Annotated in this window: 9 protein-coding genes; 4 read left to right on the forward strand and 5 right to left on the reverse strand. The window is 69.8% G+C overall.

The annotated features are described in order from the left end of the window. Nucleotides 1-4: 4 nt before the first annotated feature. Together ACFWW9_RS32610 and ACFWW9_RS32615 are read left to right on the forward strand one after the other, a co-directional pair. Complete coding sequence (locus ACFWW9_RS32610) at nucleotides 5-11,059, forward strand: amino acid adenylation domain-containing protein (protein WP_390385945.1); 11,055 nt, start codon at nucleotides 5-7, stop codon at nucleotides 11,057-11,059. Beyond that, a complete protein-coding gene (locus ACFWW9_RS32615; RefSeq protein ID WP_390385912.1) occupies nucleotides 11,056-12,282 on the forward strand; it encodes an MFS transporter in 1,227 nt (408 codons plus the stop codon). Before ACFWW9_RS32610 ends, ACFWW9_RS32615 begins: the two co-directional genes overlap by 4 nt. Nucleotides 12,283-12,315: 33 nt before the next feature. Here the strand turns inward: ACFWW9_RS32615 and ACFWW9_RS32620 are convergent, their stop codons facing one another. The 3 genes from ACFWW9_RS32620 to ACFWW9_RS32630 all read right to left on the reverse strand — a co-directional run bounded on the left by ACFWW9_RS32620 (nucleotide 12,316) and on the right by ACFWW9_RS32630 (nucleotide 14,635). Next, complete coding sequence (locus ACFWW9_RS32620; RefSeq protein ID WP_390385947.1) at nucleotides 12,316-12,855, reverse strand: sigma factor; 540 nt, start codon at nucleotides 12,853-12,855, stop codon at nucleotides 12,316-12,318. 192 nt (nucleotides 12,856-13,047) lie between these two features. Beyond that, nucleotides 13,048-13,686 carry a DedA family protein gene (locus tag ACFWW9_RS32625; RefSeq protein WP_390385914.1) on the reverse strand — a complete coding sequence of 213 codons (639 nt, stop codon included), beginning with the start codon at nucleotides 13,684-13,686 and terminating at the stop codon, nucleotides 13,048-13,050. 241 nt (nucleotides 13,687-13,927) lie between these two features. After that, nucleotides 13,928-14,635, reverse strand: coding sequence for a CPBP family intramembrane glutamic endopeptidase (locus ACFWW9_RS32630; RefSeq protein WP_390385916.1), 708 nt, complete (start codon nucleotides 14,633-14,635; stop codon nucleotides 13,928-13,930). A gap of 106 nt (nucleotides 14,636-14,741) precedes the next feature. Between ACFWW9_RS32630 and ACFWW9_RS32635 the strand changes: the two genes are divergently transcribed. Further along, nucleotides 14,742-15,320 (forward strand): TetR/AcrR family transcriptional regulator, encoded by a 579-nt coding sequence (locus ACFWW9_RS32635; protein WP_390385919.1) that lies wholly within the window; start codon nucleotides 14,742-14,744, stop codon nucleotides 15,318-15,320. 436 nt (nucleotides 15,321-15,756) lie between these two features. Here ACFWW9_RS32635 and sbnB read toward each other — a convergent pair whose 3' ends face one another. Continuing rightward, nucleotides 15,757-16,815: a 2,3-diaminopropionate biosynthesis protein SbnB gene (sbnB, locus tag ACFWW9_RS32640; protein WP_390385921.1), complete on the reverse strand. Its 1,059-nt coding sequence runs from the start codon at nucleotides 16,813-16,815 to the stop codon at nucleotides 15,757-15,759. 28 nt (nucleotides 16,816-16,843) lie between these two features. Beyond that, the gene (locus ACFWW9_RS32645) at nucleotides 16,844-17,830 is read right to left on the reverse strand and encodes a pyridoxal-phosphate dependent enzyme (RefSeq protein WP_390385923.1); all 987 of its coding nucleotides are present in this window, start codon (nucleotides 17,828-17,830) and stop codon (nucleotides 16,844-16,846) included. Nucleotides 17,831-18,212: 382 nt separating this feature from the next. Between ACFWW9_RS32645 and ACFWW9_RS32650 the strand changes: the two genes are divergently transcribed. Further along, nucleotides 18,213-19,277, forward strand: coding sequence for a cobalamin-independent methionine synthase II family protein (locus ACFWW9_RS32650; protein ID WP_390385949.1), 1,065 nt, complete (start codon nucleotides 18,213-18,215; stop codon nucleotides 19,275-19,277). Nucleotides 19,278-19,520 lie beyond the last annotated feature (243 nt).

Below are 19,520 nucleotides of genomic sequence, written 5' to 3' on the forward strand. Positions count from 1 at the left end.
CCCCGTGCGGGACCCCAGCCGCACCCCGCTGTTCCAGGCGATGGTCGTCCTGCAGAACGTCCCGGACGACGGCCCTCGCCTGCCCGGCCTGCGAGTCGAGGAACTGCCCCCGCCGTCGGTGGCGGCGGGCTTCGACGTGTCCTTTCAGTTCCAGGAAGTCGACGACCGGCTGGAAGCGGTGCTGACCTACGACACCGCCCTGTTCGACGCCGCCACGGCCGAGCGGATGGTCGCCCACGTCGGCGTGCTGCTCGACGCCGTGGCCTCCGACGCCGACCGCGCGGTGTCCGACCTGCCGATGCTCACCCACGACGAACTGCGCACCGTGCTGCGCGACGGGAACGACACCGACCTGGACGGGCCTACCCCGGCCTACCACCAGGTCTTCGAGGACCAGGCCGCACGCACAGCCGATGCGACAGCCGTGGTCGCGGGCGACCGCTCGTGGACCTTCGCCGAGGTGAACGGCCACACCAACCGGTTGGCCCGACAGATGATCTCCGCCGGTGTCGGCCCCGAGTCCGTGGTGGCGTTGGCGCTGCCCCGGTCACCGGAACTGGTGTTCGCCGTCCTCGCGGTGCTCAAGGCCGGAGGCGCTTACCTGCCGGTCGACCCCCACCACCCCGCCGAGCGGATCGCGTTCGTGCTGCGGGACGCGCAACCGGTGCTCGTGGTGACCACCGGCGACGGCGGCAACGTGCCCGAGGGCCGCTCACGCCTGGTGCTCGACGATCCCGCGACACGCGCCGCCGTGGACCGGCTCTCCGCCGCCGACGTGTCCGACGACGACCGGACCGCTCCGCTTCGGCCGCACAACCCCGCCTACGTCATCTACACCTCCGGCTCCACCGGACGCCCCAAGGGTGTCGTGGTCGAGCACCGCAACCTCGCCAACCTCGTCGTCGACCACCACACCCGCCTGCTGCCCGAGACCGGGACGAGGCTGCGCGGCATCGCCGTCGCCGCGTTCTCCTTCGACGCTTCCTGGGAAGGGCTGCTGCTACTGGCCGCGGGCCACGAACTGCACCTGGTCCCCGACGACGTCCGGCTCGACCCCCACACGATGGCCGAGCACCTCGTCGAGCACCGGATCGACTTCCTCAGCTGCACCCCGACCTACTTCCAGCAATTGCTACCGGAAGGGGTGCTGACCGACCAACGGCACCACCTGACGCTCGTGGCCCTGGGCGGCGAAGCCGTCGGGGAACCCCTCTGGCGCGCGCTCGCCGACGCCGACGGCGTCACCGGCTACAACCTCTACGGGCCCACCGAGTGCACCGTCGACTCGGTGTGGACGCCGATCGCCGACCGCGAACTCCCGGCGATCGGCGTCCCCGGCCGCAACCTGCGCGCCTACGTGCTGGACACCGAGGGACGACCCACCCCGCTCGGCGTGTTCGGCGAACTGCACCTGGCGGGCGCGCAGGTGGCACGCGGCTACCTCAACCGGCCTGGCCTGACCGCGGACCGGTTCGTCGCCAACCCGTTCGGGGCACCCGGCAGTCGCCTGTACCGCACCGGCGACATCGTCCGGTGGACCGCCGACGGCGTGCTGGAATACCGGGGACGCACCGACGACCAGATCAAGATCCGCGGTTACCGCATCGAACCGGGGGAGGTGCAAACCGCTCTCGCCGGGCACCCCGACGTCGCCGAGACGGTCGTCGTCGCTCGAGAGGACGAGCCCGGCACGCATCGGCTCGTCGCCTACGTCGTGCCCGCGGGCACTGCCGCTCCCACCGCTGACGACCTGCGGGCGTGGCTCAAGCGCGACCTGCCCGACTACCTGGTGCCCGCGCTGTTCGTCGTCCTGGACGCGCTGCCCACGACCGACAGCGGCAAGGTCGACCGCCTCGCGCTGCCCGCACCCGACGCGCGAACCGGCGTCGACCAAGGCTACGTGCCACCCAGCACACCCGTGGAGCAGGAGTTGGCCCGCATCTGGGCCGAGGTGCTGCACGTCGAGCAGGTCGGGGTCCACGACAACTTCTTCGGCTTGGGCGGAGACTCGATCCTGAGCATCCAGATCGTCTCCCGATCCCGCCAAGCGGGCCTGGACCTGGTCACCAAGGACGTGTTCACCCACCAGAGCATCGCCGAGCTGGCCACCGTCGTGCGCACTCGCGTCCCCGAGGCCACCCACCGTCCCGAGATCGCCGGACCCGCACCACTGACACCGATTCAGCGCTGGTACCTCGACTCCCACCCCGACAACCCCCACCGCTTCACAATGTCGCTGCACCTGGAGCTGGCCGAGGACGTCGACCCGGTGGCGTTGTCTCAGGCCGTGGACGCCGTCATCGCCCACCACGAGGGCCTGCGCACCCGGTTCACCCGCGTCGGCAACCAGTGGTGGCAGGACATCGCCCCCGTCGGACCCGGCGATCACCTGCGGCACCACGACCTGTCCGCCCTCGACGAGCAGGCCGGCGAGAACACCGTGGCCGCAGCGATCGAGACAGCTCACACCGAACTGGACATCACCGCCGGGCCGCTGCTGCGCGCACTGCTGTTCACCACCGGCCGCCGCTCACGGCTGTTCTTGGCCGTGCACCACCTGGTCGTGGACGGCGTGTCCTGGCGTGTTCTGCTCGCCGACCTGGAGATCGCCTACCGCCGAGCAGCCGCGGGCGAACGAGCAGACCTCGACCCGGTCGGCACCCGGTTCACCCAGTGGGCGCACCGGCTCTCCGAGTACGTGACCTCCGGTGCGCTGGACGACGAACTCGCACACTGGGCTTCCGCGGTCGACGCCTCGACCGGTGCCCTCCCGGTCGACCACGACGGACCCAACACCGCGAGCTCGACCCGCGCGGTGACCGTGCGGCTGGGCCGTGCCGACACCGACGCGCTGCTTCACCAAGTTCCCGATGCCTACCGCACACAGGCCAATGACGTGCTGCTCAGCGCTGTGGGCAGTGCGCTGGCGGAGTGGACGGGCCGCGACCGCGTCGCGGTGACCATGGAAGGACACGGCCGCGAGGACGTGCTCGACGACGTCGACCTCTCCCGCACGGTCGGCTGGTTCACCTCCCAGTACCCGGTCGCACTGACCATGCCCGACGGCGACTGGGGCGAGGTGCTCAAGTCGGTGAAGGAGCAGCTGCGGGCCGTGCCGCGCCGAGGCTTCGGCTTCGAAGCCCTGCGGCAGCTCAGCCCGCAGGGCGCGGCCGTCCTCGGGGGGATCGGGCTGCCGCCGGTCAGCTTCAACTACCACGGCCGATGGGACGTGGCGGACACCGATGAGAAGGGCCTCGTCCGGACGCGGCTCGACAGCCCCGCCGCGAACGAGCACGACGACAGCACCCGCGCGTTCCTCCTCGACGTCGTCGGCGGCATCGAGGACGGGCACCTGACCCTGTCCTGGTACTACTCCGAGCGGGTGCACGAGGAGTCGACGGTGCGGGCGGTGGCGGAGTCCGCGTTGCGGGCGTTGCGGGAGATCGTGGCGCATTGCGTGTCGCCGGAGGCCGGTGGTCGTACGCCGTCGGACTTCCCGTTGGCGCGGTTGGGGCAGGCGGTGGTGGATCGCCTGGTCGGCGACGGCCGGTCAGTGGAGGACGTGTACCCGCTGACCCCGCTGCAGACGGGCATGCTGTTCCACTCACTGGTGGACGACACCTCCACCGCGTACGTCAACCGGTTCCGGCTGAAGCTGACCGGGGTATCCGACCCGCTCACCCTCGCCGAGGCATGCCGCCACGTGGTCGACCGCACCCCGGTGCTGCGCAGCGGCATCGTGTGGGAGGGAGTGGAGGAGCCCGTGCAGGTGGTGCACCGGCTCGTGACCACGCCGATCGACCACCACGACTGGCGCCACCTCGACCCACGGGAACAGGAAACCGCCCACCAGCGGATCATCGCCGAGAACGACGACCTGGACCTGACCCGACCACCGCTGCTGCGCCTGGCCATCGCCCGGCTCACCGACGAGGACGTCACCCTCTTCTGGACCGCCCACCACGTCCTGATGGACGGGTGGAGCCTCGCCCAAGTGCTGGCCGAGGTGTGCGAGCAGTACAACGCGCTCGCCGACGCGCGCACCCCTCAACTCCCGCCGCGCCGACCCTTCCGCGACTACCTGCGGTGGCTGGCCGATCAGGACACGGCACAAGCCGAACAGCACTGGCGGCAGGTTCTCACGGGCGTCGAGTCCCCGACACCGCTGCCCTGGGACCGACCACCCCTCGAGGCCCACCGCGCGGAATCCAGCGCGTCCGTCCACGCGGAACTGACCCCGCAACGCTCGGCCGACCTGCACCGCGTCGCCCGCACCGCGGGGTTGACGGCCAACACCGTGGTGCAGGGGGCGTGGGCGCTGCTGTTGTCCCGCTACAGCGGCGAGTCCGACGTCGTGTTCGGCACGACCGTGTCCGGCCGCCCAGCCGAGCTACCGGGCGTCGCCTCGATGGTCGGCCTGTTCATCAACACCGTTCCCACACGGGTGAGCATCGACGACCGCATCGGCCTGGTGCCGTGGCTCCAGCGGTTGCAGGCCGCACAGACCGAGTCGCGGCGGTTCGACTTCGTGTCGTTGGCGGAGCTGCGGTCCTGGAGCGACGTGCCCCCTGGGGCGACGTTGTTCGACAGCGTCGTGGTGTTCGAGAACTACCCGGTGGACGAACTGGTCAACGCCCAACAGGGCGTCCGGGTCCTCGAGGTGGACGGCGCCGACAGCACAAGCTTCCCCCTGACCCTCAGCGCCAACCTCGGTGACCGGCTGCGCCTGGAACTGGACTACGACCCCCGCCTGTTCGACCCCGGCACCATCGACCAACTCGCCGCACACCTCGTGGTGCTGCTCGAGGAGATCGCCACCGACCCCGACCGGGCCGTCGCGGCGCTGCCCTGGATGACCGACGACGAACACCGTCAGGTGACCAAGCAGTGGAACACCACCACCGGCGACGTGCCGGACACCACCATCGTCGAGATGTTCCAGACCCAGGTGCATCGGACGCCGGAGGCCACCGCGCTGGTGGTGGGTGACCGGTCGTTGACCTTCGCCGAACTCAACGCGCGGGCCAACCGGCTGGCTCGGACCTTCGTAGCGGCCGGAGTCGGCCCCGAGAAGATCGTCGCGCTGGCGTTGCCGCGGTCGGCGGAGTTCGTGGTGGCGCTGCTGGCGGTGTGGAAAGCCGGTGGGGTGTACCTGCCGGTCGACCCGGAGTTGCCCGCGGACCGGATCGACTTCCTGCTGCACGACGCGAACCCGGTGCTGGTCGTGACCGACGCCCTGCTCGCCTCGTCGGACACCGCCAACGCCAGTTCCGCGGATCTCACCGACGCGGAGCGATTGGCGCCGTCAAGTCCTGGCCACGCCGCGTACGTGATCTACACCTCCGGCTCCACCGGACAGCCCAAGGGAGTGCTCATCGGGCACCGCAGTCTGGTGAACCTCGTGATCAACCACCGGGAGGATTTCGTCGCCGCCGCGGGTGGTGGACGTCTGCGGGTGGCGTTGTCGGCGGTGTTCTCCTTCGACACCTCCCTGGAAGGCATCGTCCTGCTGGTCGACGGCCACGAGTTGCACGTGCTGGAAGACGACGTGCGTCTCGACCCACCGGCGCTGGTCGGTTACGTCGTGGATCGGCGGATCGACTTCCTGGACCTGACCCCCACCTATGCGCAACAACTACTGGACACCGGACTGCTGGACGGCGAACACCGGCCGAAGGTGCTCATGCTCGGCGGCGAGGCGATCGGCGAGTCGCTGTGGCGGCGACTGGCGGCCGCCCCCGACACCGCCGTCCACAACTTCTACGGACCGACGGAGTCCACCGTGGACGCACTGTCCGGTCGCATCGCTCCCGACTCGCCCATCACGATCGGTGGTCCGCTGCGCAACGTGTCGGCCTACGTGCTCGACCAACTGCTGCGTCCGGTTCCGGTCGGCGTTCCGGGAGAGTTGTTCCTGGCCGGCATCCAGCTGGCGCGCGGGTATCTGGGTCGCGCGGGGTTGACAGCGGACCGGTTCCTGGCCAACCCGTTCGGTGTGCCCGGTGAGCGCATGTACCGCACGGGGGACCGGGCACGGTGGCTACCGAACGGCAGCGTGGAGTACCTCGGACGCACCGACGAGCAGGTCAAGATCCGCGGGTTCCGGATCGAACCCGGTGAGGTCGAGACCGTCCTGACCCGACACCCCGACGTCCGCGAGGCCGTCGTGGTCGCGCGGCAGGACGATGACCACAAGCGCCTCGTCGCCTATATCGTCTCCGCCGAGTCGCACCCGACGGACCTCAGGTCGTGGTCGGCCGCCCGCCTGCCCGACTACATGGTCCCCTCGGCGTTCGTGGTCCTCGACGCGATCCCGATGACCTCCAACGGAAAGGTCGACCGCCGCGCCCTGCCCGAACCGGACGTCCGCGCGGAGGCCTCGGTCTACCGAGCTCCGCGCACACCCCTGGAGGACCGCGTCTGCCGCATCTGGGCCGACGTGCTGGGCGCGTCCCGCGTTGGGCTCGACGACAACTTCTTCGACCTGGGCGGCGACTCGATCCTGAGCATCCGGGTGGTGTCCCGGCTGCGCGAAGAACTGGACGCGTCCCTGTCGCCGCGCGTGCTGTTCAGCTCGCCGACAGTCGCCCGGCTGATTGAGGCCGTGGCCGCCCACACGGGCGTGCACGACGACGTCATCCCGCGCACGACACGCGACGGCGTGCTGCCGTTGTCGTTCGCGCAGCAGCGGCTGTGGTTCCTCGACCAGTTCGAGCCAGAGAGCACCGACTACCTCTCGCCGTCCATCCTGCGACTGCGCGGACACCTCGACGTCGACGCGCTGACCACGGCGTTGAGCACCCTGGTCGCCCGGCACGAATCCCTGCGCACCACCTTCCAGACCGTGGACGGGCACGGCGCGCAGATCGTGAACCCGCCTCACCCCGTGGAGGTCCCGGTGCTCCCGGTCCTCGGCGGCGAGGACGAATTGGTCGACGTGCTGGCTCGGGAAAGCACCCGACCCTTCGATCTCGGACGCGGCCCACTGCTGCGCCCATCGCTGCTGCGCCTGGCCGACGACGACCACGTGCTGCTGCTGGCGATGCACCACATCATCACCGACGGCTGGTCCAACGGCGTGCTCACCGGCGAGTTGAGCACCCTCTACCGCGCACTGACATCCGACGCGGACGGCACACTGCCCGACCTTCCCGTGCGGTACGCCGACTACGCGACGTGGCAGCGGGAACGCCTGACCGGACCTCGACTGGACGATCAGCTCGCACATTGGCGGGACCGGCTCGCCGGAGTCGCCCCGCTGGAGTTGCCGACCGACCGGCCGCGACCCGCCGTGCGCACCAACCGCGGCGCCGTGCACGTTTTCAGCCTGCCCGTCGACACGGCCGACGCGCTGAAAACCGTGGCACGGCAACAGGACAGCACCCTGTTCATGGCGCTCGTCGCCGCCTGCCAGGTGCTGTTCGCCCGCTGGTCCCGACAGGACGACATCACTGTGGGCACCGTCGCCTCCGGCCGTGAACGAGCCGAACTGGACGGCCTGGTCGGGTTCTTCGTCAACACCCTCGTATTGCGGTCCACAGTGGACCAAGCGCGCACGTTCCGCGACTTCCTCGGCGACGTGCGCACGACCGCCTTGGACGCGTTCGCGCACCAGGACGTGCCTTTCGAACGCGTGGTGGAAGAACTGCGGCCCGACCGCGACACCAGCCGCACCCCGCTGTTCCAGGCGATGGTGATCCTCCAGAACGCTCCCGAGCAGGCACCGCAACTGCCCGGCCTGCAGGTCGAGGACCTGCCGCTTCCGGTGGTGGCGGCCAACTTCGACCTCACCGTGGAGTTCCAGGAGGCCCACGACGCACTGCACGGCGCGATCAACTACAACACCGACCTGTTCGACGCCGCCACCATCGAGCGGATGACCGGACACCTGGCAGTCCTGCTGGACGACATCGTCACCGACCCCGACCAGCCGATCGCCGCCCTGCGACTGATGACCTCCGATGAGCAGCGGCACGTCCTGCACGCGGGCAACGACACCAGCCACCCCGTCCCCGACACCACGGTCACCGGCCTCGTCCAAACACAAACCGCTCGCACACCCCACGCGACCGCACTGGTCGACGGTGCCGTGTCGTTGACCTACGCCCAGCTCAACGCCCGCGCCAACCGCCTGGCACACCGACTGATCTCCCAAGGCGTCGGACCGGACCGCTACGTCGCGATCCGGCTCCCGCGTTCGGCGGACCTGGTCGTCGCGGTGCTGGCCGTGCTCAAGACAGGCGCGGCGTACGTCCCGATCGAGCCCGACCACCCGGCCGACCGGATCGCGTTCGTGCTGCAGGATGCCCGGCCGGTCCTGGTCCTCGACGACTCGGCCTCGGTGCGCTCGGACGAGGCCTACTCCCACGACGACCCCACCGACAGCGACCGGCTACGACCGCTGACCCCGCGGGACCCGGCCTACGTGATCTACACCTCCGGCTCCACCGGCCGTCCCAAGGGGGTCGTGGTCGAACACCGCTCGGTGGTGAACTACCTGGCCTGGGCGTGCGAGGCCTACCCCGGCCTGCGCGGCGCGGCCGTGCTGCACTCACCGGTGTCCTTCGACCTCACGATCACCACCCTGTTCGGGCCGCTGCTGGTCGGCGGCCGCGTCGTGGTCGCCGACCTGGACGAGGACGCGGCACCAGGGGAGCAGACGACGTTCCTCAAAGCCACGCCCAGCCACCTACCCCTGCTGGGCACGGTCCCCGCAGAGCTGTCGCCCACAGGCGACCTGGTCGTCGGCGGCGAGCAGTTGCTGGGCGAGGTGATCGCCGAATGGCGACGTGCGAACCCGACCGCCACCGTGATCAACGAATACGGCCCGACCGAGGCGACCGTCGGCTGCGTGGAGCACCGGGTCCACCCCGGCGAACCACTCGGCACGGGCCCGGTGCCGATCGGCCGACCCGTCTGGAACACCCGCCTCCACGTCGTGGACGACCAGTTGCGACCGGTGCCCATCGGGGTGCCCGGCGAGCTGTGCATCGCGGGCGACGGGCTCGCCAGGGGTTACCTGAACCGGCCCGGACTGACCGCGTCCCGCTTCGTGGCATGCCCGTTCGGCGCACCAGGGGAGCGGATGTACCGCTCCGGGGACCTGGTCCGCCGCCGCCCGGACGGCACGCTCGACTACCTCGGACGCATCGACGACCAGATCAAGGTCCGCGGGTACCGCATCGAACCCGGCGAGATCGAGTCCGCGCTGCTCCAGCACCCCGGTGTCACCGAGGCCGCGGTCGTGGCCAGGGACACCGGACAAGGCCACACCCGTCTGGTCGCCTACGTCGTCGCGGCAACGGGGACCGAACCGGGGGCCGCCGAACTCCGCGAGTCGCTGAGCAGGACCTTGCCCGCCTACATGGTGCCTTCCGCGTTCGTGGCGCTGTCCGCCCTGCCGGTCACGTCCAACGGCAAACTCGACCGTACGGCGCTCCCCGAACCGGAACCGACCTCCGACGACGAGTCGCGCCACGTGCCCCCTCGCTCCCCGGTGGAGAGCACGCTCGCCGACGTGTGGGCCAGCGTGCTGGGCGCCGACCGGGTGGGGGTGCGCGACAACTTCTTCGACCTGGGCGGCGACTCCATCCTGGTCATCCAGGTCGTCTCCCGTGCACGGAAAGCAGGCCTGGCCCTGACCACCAAGGCACTGTTCCGCCACCAGACGATCGAATCCCTCGCCCCAGTCGTCACTGCGGTCGACTCGCGGCCCGAGGACACCGCCGAGGTGGTCGGCGACGTTCCTCTCACCCCGATCCAGCAGTGGTTCTTCGACACCCGCACGGTCGCTCCGCACCACTTCAACCAGTCGATGCTGCTGGAACTGGCCGCGGAAACCGACCAGCTCGCGCTGGACCGCGCCTGGGCCGCCGTCCTGGCCCACCACGACGCGTTGCGGATGCGCTTCGACCAGGTGGACGGCCAGTGGCGCCAGCACAACACCCCGGTGCGGCAGGCCACCCCACCGCAGCGGCACGACCTCACCGGGCTTGACCAGGAGCAGCGCCACGCCCGCGTGGTGCAAGTCGCCGACCAAGCGCACGCGAGCCTCGACCTCACAGCGGGACCCTTGGTCAAGGCGGTGCTGTTCGACTCCGAGGCCATGCCCTCACCCCTGCTGTTCCTGACCGTGCACCACCTCGTCATGGACGGCGTGTCGTGGCGGATCCTGCTCGACGACCTCGACACCGCCTACCGGCAGGCCGCGCGCGGCGAGGCCGTGGACCTGGGCGCCAAGTCCACGTCGTTCCAGCAGTGGGCCAAGAGCCTGAGGCGGCACACCGCCCAAGGCGGCTTGGACCACGAACTGGACCACTGGGCTTCCGCGCTCAAGGCCGAACCCCTGCCCGTGGACCACGACCAGCCGGTGCCGGGCACCCCGGGCGCCACCGTGCACGTGGTCTTGGGCGCCGAGGACACCGACGCACTGCTGCACCAAGCCCCCACCGCCTACCGCACACGGGTCAACGACGTCCTGCTCGCCGCACTCGCCCGCGCCCTGTCCCACTTCACCGGACAGCCAACCGTGTCGCTGGACATGGAGGGCCACGGCCGGGAGGACGTCCTGGACGCCGACCTGTCCCGCACGGTCGGCTGGTTCACCACCCTCTACCCGGTCGCGATCACCCTGCCCGACGACGACCAACCCCGCTGGCGGGACCTGGTGAAAACCGTGCGCAGGCAATTGCGCACCGTTCCCGGCAACGGATTCGGATTCGGGGCGTTGCGCCACCTGGGCTCCTCCGAAGCGCGACGCCGCCTCGCCGGGCCGGGACCACAGGTGGTGTTCAACTACCTGGGCCAGTCCGGCAGCACCACCGACAACACCACCGGCGGCCTCTATCGGGCGGTTCACGACCCCGTCGGGCAGGACAGCGACCCGACAGACCGCGGACCGCACCTGCTGGAGGTGGTGGGCGGCGTCTCGTCAGGTGAACTCCGCTTCACCTGGTACTACCAACCCGACCGGCACGACACCGCCACCGTGCAGCGGATCGCACAGGACTTCGTCGACGCCCTGCGCGGCATCGCCGCGGATTGCCGGGGCCGACGATGACCACCTCGCTCTCACGCAACCGCGACTACCGACTGCTGTGGGTCGGCCAAGCGCTGTCCGAGGCGGGCGCCAGCGCCTCGACCATCGCACTCCCGCTGCTGGTGTTGGTGCTGACCGGCTCCGCGACGGCCTCCGGTCTCGTACTGGGCGCCAGCGCCGCCGCCCAACTGGTCGTCGGACTGCCCGCCGGAGCCCTGGTCGACCGGTGGAACCGCAGAACTGTGATGCTCGTCTGCGAAGCAGTGCAGGCGGTGACCATAGGGTTCCTCGTGGTCGGCCTCTGGTGGAACCTGGTGGGCGTGCAGCACGTGGTGGCGGCCGTCATCGTCCTGGGTGTCTGCCGGGCGCTGTCCGAACCGGCCGAAGACGCCGCACTGCCCACGATCGTGCCCGAGCACCAGCTCTCCGACGCGGTGGCCATGAACGCGGCGCGTGGCTACCTGGGACAACTCTCGGGCACCGCGATCGGCGGCTTGCTGTTCGGCCTCGGTCGGTGGCTGCCGTTCGCGGTGGAGGCGATATCGCACGTGGCGACGTTCGTGTCGTTGCTGTTCGTCCGCATTCCCGCTCGGGAACGGCGACGCGCACAAGCCAGTCGTTTCCACCTCGAGGTGGGGGAGGGACTGCGGTGGGTGTGGAAGCAACCCGTGGTGCGCGTGGTCGCCATCTGCGCGGTCGGACTCAACCTCTTCTTCCAGGCCTTCTACCTGCTGATGATCGCACTCGCGCACCAGCAGGGCGTGTCGCCGGGCCACATCGGCATCATGGGCGCCATGCTCGGAGGCGGCGGCATCCTGGGCGCGCTCGCGGCCCCGCGTCTGCACCGAGCGCTTCGCCCGCACACGTCCATCGTCGGTGTCTTCTGGGTGATCACCGGCTTGATCCCGTTGGCGCTCGTCGTGGACGCCGGGATCCCGACCGGGGTGCTGTTCGCGGCCGCGGCGTTCCTGGCACCCACCGCGAACACCACCATCACCACCTACCAGCTGCTGCTCACACCGGATGAACTACGCGGCCGACTGAGCAGTGTCATGGGCGTGGCCCTCGGCATCGCCGCGATCGCCGGACCAGCGGTCGGCGGAGCCCTGGTGGAACTGCTCACCCCGACTCAAGCCATTCTCACCTGCACGGGAGGAGTCGCCCTGCTGACGATCTTCGCCACCGTGAACCCCACCCTGCGCAACCTCGGTGTCCATCGGGATCCGGAACCGCGTTCCCAGTGACCTGACCCGGTTTGCCCAGTCCGGCACTCCGGGTCAGGTCATCGTGTCGAACGATCCCCGAGCCTGCTTCACCCCGTCCCTCAGCAACCGCGGCACGGTGCCCCGCTCTACTCCCAGGACCGCACCGATCTCTTCACGAGTCCTGCCGCCGTAGGCCATCGACACAGCTCGCCACTGGTCTTCCGCCGGTGTGGCGGCGCGTGGTGAGGCGCGGAGCGCCGCAAGGGCAGCCGCGGCCCCCGGCAGCTCAGGGACGGGCGAGGAGCGAAGACGGGCGATCGCGTTGCGGTGAGCCGTGATCAGCAGCCAGCCCATCGCTCCACCCCGTGCCGCCTCCTGGTTCGGGGCGCTCCTCCACACCTGGAGCCAGACGTCGAACGCCACCTCCTCGGCCACGGCACCGTCGTCGACGACGTGGCGGATCACGCTGTGGACCTTGGTGGCACCCGCTTGGTAGAGGGCGTCGAACGCGCGTCTGTCGCCGAGTGCCACCCGCTTCAGCAGATCATCGATCGATGGCGCTCTTGCCGCACTCCCGGCGGCGTGAGCCGGATGCGCTTTGCCCGTCCACATGGTCACGTCAGCACTTCCGCTAGTCCGAATGGCCCAATCGTAGATCTGTTCCTGTTCGGGCCGTCCAGCGGGCCAAGGCGTCGAGGCTTGCCGGGTCCACACACAGCAAGATCGTTCAGGGGGAGACGTAGCGAGGTCGAACTGGCACCGGTCGCTTGTCCACCCCGTTCGACCTCGTGCCACAGTGCGGTCCTAGGCGGAACGCTGTTCCTTCTGGCGTGCGACCTGGGCACGGCCTGCCTGCACCGCGATCACGACGGCGAACGCCAGGGTTATCCACAGCGCGTAGAGATCGACCAGCAGGACCACGTCGACGGCCTCTTGGCCGAGCCCGTAGCCCAGGCCCGCGATCAAGCCGACCACGAGACCGGCGCCGAGCACGTCCGCCACCAGGAACGTCAGGAGCGACATCCCTGTCAGCCCCGAGAGCAGGAAAGCGAGGACCGCGGGCACGCCGGGCACCGAGGCGGCGGCGACCAGCGCGATCTTCCTCCAGGCCGGCCAGGAACGCAGTCGCGGGACGAGTCGTCCCGCCCGCTCGGTCGGTACGAAGAATCGCACCCCCTTCTCGCCCCAGCGGCGTCCCGCCCACCAGTAGAGCCAGTCGAACTTGATCCGCCCGATGATCCCGGCGGCGACGACCAGCCACAGGTCCGCTTGCCCGATCCGCGCGAACGCGGCACCGGCGCCCACCGCCGACGAACTCCCCGTCACCGCCGCGGTCGCGACCGGGTGCGAGCCCAGGAAGAACGGGCGCAGCGGCAGGGAGATCAACCACACGGCGATCATGGCCGCCATCACGCCGACCAGGACCTTGTCCGCCCGCGCCATCGGACTACCCCACGGCCTCAGTTCCCGCCATTGCCTTCTCGCGGCGTCGACCTCGTCAGGACCGCGGGTGCGTCCCCGCCTGGAACTCCGTGCCGGCCCGTTGCGGGCTGGTTCGTCCGACTTTCCCGGCGCGATCTGTGCGTCGCCTTCGCGGTGTCCGCGGGTGTGGGCCATCGCTTCTCCTCAGGTCTGGACCGGGCGTGGTGGCGTGCGCGAGCCTCGACTCCGTCCACGCGAACTCCTAGGACGCGACGACGACGAGACTCGCGAGGACAGTGCTGGCGCCGTTGTTGACGGCGTGGACGATCACGCCGGGCCACACCGACCTGGTGCGCAGGAACAGGTACGCGTTGATGCCACCCACGACGATCGCGGGTACCAGCGTCAGGTTCAGGCCGTGGACCGCGGCGAAGACGAGCGTGCTGACCACACCGCTGACCCACGCGCCGTACCGCGACAGCGCGTTGGTCAGGACCGAGCGGAAGGCGAGTTCCTCGCCCAGCGGCGTGAGCACGGCGAGGAACAGCAGTTGCAGGACCAGTGCGACCGGTCCGGCGGACGCTGCCTCCCGGTATTCCTCCTGCACGTCAGCGGCGCGGTCTCCCAGCAACGCGATCACGGTCACGGAGGCGATCTGCGAGAGCACGACCGCACCCACTCCCAGGCCCACCGCGATCAACAACCAGCGCGCGGGCGCGGCACGAACGCCGAACACCGGCCACTCACGGATCCGGATCATGAACGCGGCGGCGAACGCCAGCAGGCCCATCACCCCGGACAGGGCGGCGTAGGTCAACCCGGACGCCACCGCGGAGTCGCCCACGAGTCGATCGACCAGAGGCGGACCGGCCAGGTAGACCAGCGCGTACGTGACGGCGGCCGCGAGCACCTCGGGCCAGCCCGGATGCGTGGGACGCGTTGCCGTTGGCTCGAGCAGTGGTTCCGTCATGGCGACTCCCTCGACTCGACTAGTACGAAAGGAGAATACGTACCGGTACAGTTTTGGGCAAATGTACCGGTACGCGGAGCGATATCGTGCCGGTACGCTGGGGAACGTGACCGCACGGGAAGAGCTGATCCAAGCCGCGCTCCGGCTGGCTCGCAGAAGTGGCTTCGGCGCCCTCAGCGTCCGGGGAGTCGCGCGCGAGGCTGGCATCGGCGCAACCACCCTGCGCCACTACTTCCCCTCGCAGGTCGACCTCCACCGCGCCGTGACCACCGAGTTGATCACCTCAATCCTCGGCGACCTGGAGATCGACGACGACGCGAAGGACCCGGCCGCGCGTCTCTACGACTGCCTCGAGCAGTTCCTGCCGGAACCCGGCCACGAGAGTTCTTCGAGGAGCAACTGGTTCGACCTCTACTGCACAGCTTTGGCCCCGGACGCCCCACTCGGTCTTCGCAACGTCCTGCACGCCGCTCACGAGGCGTCGACCGCCGCCGTGCACCGCTGGCTGTCGACACTCGCCGGACAGGGGCACGTGGCCGAGGAAGACGTCGACGACCAAGCGGCGTACGTGCTGGCGATGATCAACGGCCTGCACCTGTGCGCGGCCGTGGAACCGCAGCGCTACGACCTGCCGCGTGAGCAACGGCTCCTGCGGTGGTACGTCCACAAGCTGCTGGAGAACTGAACTCGGCGACGCGGGGCGAGTGAGGACCGCAACGGGCTCAAGGGCACCCGGCCGTCACGGGTTACCTCGCCGGAGAAGTCTTGACCGCCCACTTCCCCGGCGCGTCCGCCACCCGGCAGGGCCGGCCCGCGTTCCACGTGGACTCTCGCTTCGCCGCCGCCCTGACCCGGCGGGGCCGAGCCACCTGATCTCACCCATCGTCGTGGTCATCGCGCTGAGCACCACGGGCTGCTTGGCGTACATGGCGCGGTCGTCGATCTCGCGGTCAACCTGGCGTGGCTCTGTCGCGTGTCCGGTGCGTTCGTCGAAACGCGTGAGACGGCGTCACCTCGTGCCGGAGCGCGACGACCGGTGTGACGCGCCGCCCACCACCAGTCGTTGGCGCTCCGCGTCGTCGTGGCCACGGTTGCGATGAGGTGGTCCCCTGCCTGCGACCTCACTCCCGGTGGTCCGTGGACGTCGGCGACCTCTGGGCCGGTCCGTAGCGGTTCAGTTCGTGGAAGAACCCCGGCACCTCGACCAGCGCTCCCCGTGCGGCCAACTCCTGGTACACGTGCACACCCAGCGCCAGGTCGAGCACGCCGAGACCGAACGGGGAGAAGACGAGAGGGGTGTCGGTCGGTGGCGTGACGCGGCCCTCCAGCACGTCGTGGAGCGTGCCGTGCACGAAGGAGCGGTCGCCGGTCGCCAGTTCGGCCAAGTGCACGGACGTGCGGGCCCGCAGGCAGTGGTCGACGTCGTCGACGATGTTGGTGGCGGCCAGGACCAGCGCGGGGGACAGGTCGCGCAGGGACACGTGCAGCACGACCGGGTTGTGCGTCAGGCAGGTCGGATCCGACACGTGCGGTTCGGGCGCGACGGTGGCGAACACGACGAGGTCGCAGGACCTCATCAGGTCCGGTGCCGACGGGTGCGCCACCACCGGCGTGTCGTCGACCTCGCGGAGGTGATCGCGGAAACCCGCCAGGTGCGCGGCGCGGATGTCGTGCAGGCCGATCTCCTCGAACGACCAACCGGTGGCGAGCAGGTAGCGGTGGACGTACCGCGCGATGAGCCCGGTGCCCACGAAACCCACCCGCCGCGGTCGCGGTCGGCCGCGGGTCAGCACGGTCGCGGCGAGCGCCGCGGACGCCGCGGTGCGGGTGGCGCTGATGATGGAGCTCTCCACGCAGGCGAACGGGTATCCGCTCCGCGCGTCGTTGAGCAGCAGCACGGCCGACGCGCGGGGCACGTCGTGCTCGACGTTGTGCGGGAAGCTGGAGATCCACTTCAGGCCGTGCACCGCGTGGTCCCCGCCGAGCGAGGCGGGCAACGCGATGATGCGGTTCGACGGCTGGTCGGGGAACCGCAGGAAGTAGGACGGCGGGTTCACCGTGCGCCCCTCGCCGTGCAGGCGGTACGCGGCCTCGACGACGTCGACGACGCGGTGCTCCTGCCCGTCGAGCACTTCCGCCACCTGCGAGCCGGTCACCACCGAGAACGACGGGACGCGCATCCACCTCACCCCTCCGCTGCGAGTCGGGTCATCCCAGGACTTCCCGGACCCACCTCGGGTCGTACACGGTGTCCGCGTACGCGCTGCCCCGGTCCGCGCACAGGAACGCGACGTTCTGGTGGGGGCCGCGGTAGTCGTCGAAGTAGCGGCTGATCGCCGCGTACGCGCTGCCTGACGAGCCACCCGCGAAGATGCCCTGTTCGCGCAAGAGGTCCCGGCATCCCCGCACGGTGTCCACTTCGGACACCACGACGACGTCGTCGACGACGGCGTCGGCGAGCAGGGGCAGCGACATGCTGGAGCCGATGCCGGGTATGTGCCGGTCGGATGGCGGGCCGCCGAAGATGGTCGACCCCTGGACGTCGACCGCGACCACGCGGGTGCGCGGCGAGTCCTCCTTGAGCCGCTGGGAGACGCCCGCGATCGTCGCTCCGCTGCCGACGCCGACGAACACGTGGTCGAGCCGGTCGGGGAGGCGGCTCAGTTCGGCGCCGGTGCCCGCGTAGTGAGCCCGTACCGCGTCCGGGTTCGTGTACTGGTCGGGCCAGTAGACGTCCGCGAGCGACGCGCACAGCTCGCGCACCCGCGCCAGTCGCGCCGCCAGCGGCGAGGCCACTCCGGGGCCGATCTTCTCGATCCGTGCGCAGAGCAGGCGCAGGTGCGCTTCGGTGGCGGCGTTGACGTTCGAGTCGATGACCGGGATGAACGGCACGCCCAGCACCCGGCAGAACGACGCCAGCGCGACGGCGAAGTTGCCCGACGACGACTCGACGACCGTGCTCGCCCGCGTGAGCTCACCGCGTTCGGCGGCGCGGCGCAGCACCTGGCGGGCGGGGCGGTCCTTGAGGCTGCCGTGCACGTTGGCGTACTCGAGCTTCGCGAAGCAGGTCAGCCGTTCCGTCGTGAACCGGGCCACCGGCGTCACCGTCGGTGCGTCCGCCAGCGCCGCCAGACCTTCCGGTGGGGAGAGCCCCGAGTTCGTGCTCACCTGCGGCGGGTCCTCCTCCGGTGACATCGAGATGAATGATCTTCGTCCGTGTCGTCCAATTGGCGTGGAATTCGGGAAAACGCGCATTCACATTCGTTCGAGTGTTCGTGCTCGTGCGGTTCTGCTCGACTCGTGACCCATCCCGGAATCCTCACGGTAACCGCGCGGGAGTGGTGTGGCTAGGGGGTGGGCAATCAGCTCTTCGGGTGATCGGAGCGAGGAAGTCGTGAGCACAGCTCGATTTCGTCGGTCGCGACGGTACATTGTGGAGCGGTGCCGCCGACCGGGTGAAGTCCGGTTGAGCTGTTTTGCGGCACTTCGGTTGGTGCTAGCTTCCGGACGGGGTTCGTCATTCGACGGGAATGAGCGCGCGGTGCTCGCGCGGGGTGAACAATCAGAGGAGAAGGATCTGATGATTCCGACTGAGCCGATCGGGAGCGTTCCGCGGCCCGGCCGACTGGTCCAGGGCATGGGTGACCTGGCCGCCGGGAAGATCGACGAGGCGCGGTTCGCCGTGCTCGTGGACGATGCCGTCGTGGACACCCTGCGGCGGTTCGAGTCCACGGGTTCGCCCGTGGTGAGCGATGGTGAGCAGGGCAAGCCGAGCTTCGCCACGTACCCGGTGCACGGGCTCGCGAACCTGGTGCCCGACGGTGTCGTGATCCCGTTCGCCGACGGGCACACGCGGACGTTGCCCGCGCTGGCGAGCGGGCCGTTCCGCTACGCCACCCGTGCCGACGGGTACCTGGTGAAGGCGCGTGGGCACACGTCCCTGCCGGTGAAGCAGTCGGTGATCGCGCCGTCCGCGTTGAGCCTGCTGTACCCGGCCGAGGGGATCGAGGGCTACCCGAGGGAGCGGTTCCTCGGTGACCTGGTGGACGAGAGCGAACGCGAGATCGCCGCCTGCCTGGACGCCGGTGCGGACACCGTGCAACTCGACTTCACCGAGGGCAGGCTCTCGGTGAAGCTGGACCCGTCGAAGGGCGTGCTGCGGGACTTCGTCGCGCTCAACAACGCGGTGCTGGACCGGTTCTCCGACGAGCGGCTGAGCCGGATCGGCGTGCACACGTGCCCCGGAGGCGACTTCGACTCGACGCACAGCGCGGACGTCGACTACGCGGAGCTGCTCCCGGAACTCTTCCAGCTCAAGGCGAAGAAGTTCTACGTGCAACTCGCGAGCGAGGCGGACCCGCGGAGGGTGCTGCGGGTGATCGCCGACCACCGGCGCGACGACCAGACGGTGTTCGTCGGGGTGATCGATCCGATCGACCCGGTGGTGGAGACGCCGGAGCAGGTGCGCGACCGGGTGCTGGAAGCGGCCGAGTTCATCCCGGTGGAGTACCTGGGCACCTGCGACGACTGCGGGTTCTCGCCGTTCGCGGACGACACGTCGACGTCGCGGGAGACGGCCTTCGCCAAGATCGCCGCGAGGGTGGAGGGAACGCGGCTGGCCGCAGAGCGGTTGGGGGCGTAGCAGCTCGCTATTCGACTACGTGTAGTTGAAGTACACCGTCGCCCCGGAGGGATCTTTCCCTCCGGGGCGACGCGCGTCGAGGGGTGTTGTCCGGGCGATCAACTTGCCTGATGTGTCCGTTACTCAAAGTGAATACTGCTGCGACGATGGCGTGAACTCCGACGCCCCAGCTTGGTTGTCGCTGGCACGGCTGCTACGAATGTACGGGGATTAGCTTTAAAAAACTGTACTTCGTTGGGGGTG

Source organism: Umezawaea sp. NPDC059074 (genome assembly GCF_042738955.1).
Lineage (GTDB): Bacteria > Actinomycetota > Actinomycetes > Mycobacteriales > Pseudonocardiaceae > Umezawaea.

Bases quoted from the DNA above. Each gene is read 5' to 3' on its own strand.
- ACFWW9_RS32615 (WP_390385912.1), top strand. From the start codon at position 11,056: ATGACCACCTCGCTCTCACGCAACCGCGACTACCGACTGCTGTGGGTC.
- ACFWW9_RS32620 (WP_390385947.1), bottom strand. From the start codon at position 12,855: ATGTGGACGGGCAAAGCGCATCCGGCTCACGCCGCCGGGAGTGCGGCA.
- ACFWW9_RS32625 (WP_390385914.1), bottom strand. From the start codon at position 13,686: ATGGCGCGGGCGGACAAGGTCCTGGTCGGCGTGATGGCGGCCATGATC.
- ACFWW9_RS32630 (WP_390385916.1), bottom strand. From the start codon at position 14,635: ATGACGGAACCACTGCTCGAGCCAACGGCAACGCGTCCCACGCATCCG.
- sbnB (WP_390385921.1), bottom strand. From the start codon at position 16,815: ATGCGCGTCCCGTCGTTCTCGGTGGTGACCGGCTCGCAGGTGGCGGAA.
- ACFWW9_RS32645 (WP_390385923.1), bottom strand. From the start codon at position 17,830: ATGTCACCGGAGGAGGACCCGCCGCAGGTGAGCACGAACTCGGGGCTC.